Source organism: Burkholderia sp. Tr-862 (assembly GCF_011753085.1).
GTDB lineage: Bacteria > Pseudomonadota > Gammaproteobacteria > Burkholderiales > Burkholderiaceae > Burkholderia > Burkholderia ambifaria.
The window spans coordinates 1-3,851 of sequence record NZ_VWWG01000291.1 but is presented as its reverse complement, the minus strand read 5'-3'; the positions used below and the strand labels follow the sequence as shown (position 1 = coordinate 3,851).

Here is a 3,851-nt window from a genome sequence, read left to right as displayed (position 1 = left end):
ACGGCCGACAGACACCGGCACGACTTACCAGGGCTATGTCGAAGGCGAATTCGTGTACTTGTCGTCATCGCAAGCGGGCACGCTGACCCAACTGTCGGTCGAACGCGGCCAGGCCGTCGCGGCCGGTACGCCGGTGTTCGCGCTCGAAGCCGTCAGCGAAACGGCCGCGCTGCAGCAGGCGCAGCATCAGCTCGCGGCCGCACGCGCGCAGCTTGCCGACCTGCAGACCGGCAAGCGCCCGCCGGAAGTCGCGGTCACGCGTGCCCAGCTCGCGCAGGCCACCGCACAAGCCGCGCGGGCCGCCGCGCAACTTGCGCGCGACGAACGCCAGTACGCGGCCGGCGGCCTGTCGAAGCAGCAGCTCGACGATACGCGCACGTCCGCGCAGACCACCGCCGCGCAGATGCGCGAGTTGCAGAACCAGGTCGATGTCGCGCGTTTGCCGGGCCGCGCGCAGCAGGTCGCCGCGCAGGCCGCGCAGGTCGACGCCGCGCAGGCCGCCGTGGCCGAAGCGCAATGGAAGCTCGACCAGAAGCGCATCGCCGCGCCCGCCGATGGGCGCGTGTACGACACGCTGTACCGCGTCGGCGAATGGGTGCAAGCCGGCAATCCGGTCGTGCAGATGCTGCCGCCGCAGAACCTGAAGGTGCGCTTCTTCGTGCCGGAGGCGGCCATCGCGTCGCTCGCCCCGGGGCGCACGATCGCGATCCACTGCGACGGCTGCGCGGCCGAGGTGCCCGCACGCATCACCTACGTGTCGAGCGCGGCCGAGTACACGCCGCCGGTGATCTACAGCAACGAGAGCCGGAGCAAGCTCGTGTTCATGATCGAGGCGCGCCCGGCGCCCGCCGACGCGCCGAAGCTGCATCCGGGCCAGCCCGTCGCCGTGAGGGTGCGTTGAACGCGCCGGCCGCTCCGTATGCGATCGACGTCGACCGCCTGAACAAGCGGTTCGGCGACAAGCACGTCGTGAAGGACGTATCGCTGCGCGTCGCGCGCGGCGAAATCTTCGGCTTTCTCGGGCCGAACGGCAGCGGCAAGACCACGTCGATCCGGATGATGTGCGGCCTGCTCACGCCCGACTCGGGCAGCGGCACCTGCCTCGGCTACGACATCGTGCGCGACAGCGCGCAGATCAAGCGGCGCGTCGGCTACATGACGCAGCGCTTCTCGTACTGGGAAGACCTGTCGATCCGCGAGAACCTCGATTTCGTCGCGCGCGTGTACGGGATGCCCGATCGCCACGCAACCGTCGCGCGCGCGCTCGACGGGCTCGGTCTCGCGAGCCGTGCGGATCAGCTCACGGGCGCGCTGTCCGGCGGCTGGAAACAGCGCCTCGCGCTCGCCGCGTGCATGCTGCACGAGCCGGAGCTGCTGCTGCTCGATGAACCGACCGCCGGCGTCGACCCGGCCGCGCGCCGCGACTTCTGGGAAGAGCTGCACCGGCTGGCCGCGCAAGGGATCTCGGTGCTCGTCAGCACGCACTACATGGACGAGGCCGAGCGCTGCCACAAGCTCGCGTATATCGCATCCGGTGAACTGCTTGCACAGGGCACGTCGGCGGAGATCGTCGCGTCGCAGCACCTGTCGACCCGCACGATCACGGGCGGGCACCTGGCCGAACTGTCCGCGCAACTGCGCACGATGCCTGGGGTCGATCAAACCGTCGTGTTCGGCTCCGCGCTGCACGTGAGCGGCCGCGATCGCGCGCTGCTCGACGCAACGCTCGCGCAGGTGGCGGCCCAGGCCGGCGCGCGCACGGACGGTCGCGCAGCGCTGCAGATCGCGCCGATCGACACCGGGCTCGAAGATGTCTTCATCTACATGATGGGCCGTGCCTCCAGGCCGCCCGGCGGAGCGTCGTCATGAACGCGTGGGCGGGCCTGCGCGAATCGTTCTCGATCGCGCGCTGGTGGAGCATCGTGCTGAAGGAATTCCTGCAGCTGCGCCGCGATCGCGTCACGTTCGCGATGATCGTCGGCGTGCCCATCATCCAGCTCGCGCTGTTCGGCTTCGCGATCAACACCGATCCGAAGCACCTGCCGACCGCGGTGATCGTCGCCGATTCGAGCCCCTTCGCACGCAGCTTCATCGCCGCGATGCGCAACTCCGCGTACTTCGACATCGTCGCGACGCTGCCCGACGAAGCGGCCGGCCGGCAGGCGCTCGCGCGCGGCGACGTGCAGTTCGTGCTCAGCGTGCCGGCCGATTTCTCGAAGCGGCTGCTGCGCGGCGAACATCCGTCGCTGCTCGTCGAGGCGGACGCGACCGATCCCGTCGCGACCGCGTCGGCGATCGGCGCACTGACGGGTCTCGTGCAGCCCGTCGCGGACAAGGACCTGACGGGCCCGCTCGCGCGCCTGAACGGCCGCCCGGCCGCGTTCGACGTCGTGCTACATCGCCTGTACAACCCCGAAGGCATCACGCAGTACAACGTCGTGCCGGGCCTGATGGGCGTGATCCTGACGATGACGATGGTGATGATGACCGGCCTCGCGATCACCCGCGAACGCGAGCGCGGCACGATGGAAAACCTGCTCGCGACACCCGTGCGGCCGCTTGAGGTGATGACGGGCAAGATCGTCCCGTACGTGTTCATCGGGCTGATCCAGGTGTCGATCATTCTCGCGGCCGCGCGGTACGTGTTCGAGGTGCCGTTCGTCGGCGGCGTGTTCGCGATCTACCTGTCCGCGCTGCTCTTCATCGCCGCGAACCTCACAGTCGGCATCACGCTGTCGTCGCTCGCGCAGAACCAGTTGCAGGCGATGCAGCTCGCGGTGTTCTACTTCCTGCCGAACATCCTGCTGTCGGGCTTCATGTTCCCGTTCGCCGGGATGCCGAAGTGGGCGCAGTTCATCGGCAACCTGCTGCCGCTCACCTACTTCAACCGCCTCGTGCGCGGCATCCTCCTGAAAGGCAACGCCTGGGCCGACCTGTGGCCGTCCGTGTGGCCCGTCGCGCTGTTCACCCTCGTCGTGATGAGCGTCGCGCTGCGCTTCTACCGGCGCACGCTCGATTAGGGGCCGCTCGATGAAACCGGCTTCGCGTCGCATATCCCACGCTGCCCACGCCGCCCGCGGCGGCGCGCTGGCCGCCGTTGCGCTGCTCGCCGGATGTGCGGTCGGGCCGGATTTCCGCGCGCCGGAGCCGCCGGCCACGCAGCAGTACACGCGCGATGCAGCGCCCGCGACCACGGCGGCCGCCGGCGGCCCGGCCGGCGACGCGCAGACGTTCGCGTCGTCCGCGCACACGCTGCAACGCTGGTGGACGCAGTTCGGCTCCGAACCGCTCGACCGCCTCGTCGACACCGCATGGCGCAACAGCCCGACGCTCGCCGAGGCCCGCGCGCGGCTCGACGAAGCGCGGCAGAACCATGCGGCCCAAGCCGGCGCGACGATGCTGCCGCGCGTCGACGCGAACCTGTCCGCCACGCGCGAGAAGGTCGACGTCGCCGCGTTCGGGCTGCCCGCCAACATGCCGAATCCCGGGCCGTTCACGCTGTATGACGCGTCGGTGAGCGTGTCGTACGCACTCGACGTGTTCGGCGGCAACCGGCGCGCGCTCGAAGCGCTGCGTGCCCAGGTCGACTATCAGGCGTATACGCTCGACGCCGCGCGCCTGACGCTCGCGGGCAACGTCGTCGCGACCGCGATCCTGCGCGCGTCGCTCGCGCAGCAAGTCGCGCTTACGCGGCAGCTCGTCGACGCGCAAGCGCGGCAGTTGCGCATCGTCGAAGCGCGCTTTGCGTCGGGGGGCGTGTCGCGGGCCGACGTGCATGCCCAGCGCGCGCTGCTCGCGCAAACGCAGGCCTCCCTGCCGCCGCTCGCCGCGCGCCACCGCTCGGAAGAGCG

The 3,851-nt window shown here is 70.1% G+C and carries 4 protein-coding genes; all 4 read left to right on the top strand.

Features of this window, described 5'->3' with window-relative positions; translation table 11 throughout:
* A partial coding sequence (locus F3J14_RS33910) for an HlyD family secretion protein (protein WP_166726624.1) occupies positions 1–901 on the top strand: 901 nt, incomplete at its 5' end.
* Entirely contained in the window at positions 898–1,869 is a 972-nt protein-coding gene (locus tag F3J14_RS33905; protein WP_166726623.1) for an ABC transporter ATP-binding protein, read from the top strand. The genes F3J14_RS33910 and F3J14_RS33905, both read left to right, overlap by 4 nt.
* A complete protein-coding gene (locus tag F3J14_RS33900) occupies positions 1,866–3,020 on the top strand; it encodes an ABC transporter permease (protein WP_166726622.1) in 1,155 nt (384 codons plus the stop codon). Before F3J14_RS33905 ends, F3J14_RS33900 begins: the two co-directional genes overlap by 4 nt.
* Positions 3,021–3,030: 10 nt before the next feature.
* Positions 3,031–3,851, top strand: an 821-nt coding sequence (locus F3J14_RS33895) for a TolC family protein (protein ID WP_166726621.1), incomplete at its 3' end; no start/stop codon positions are given.

Coding starts and splice junctions, on each gene's coding strand:
- F3J14_RS33900 (WP_166726622.1), top strand. CDS start 1,866: ATGAACGCGTGGGCGGGCCTGCGCGAATCGTTCTCGATCGCGCGCTGG.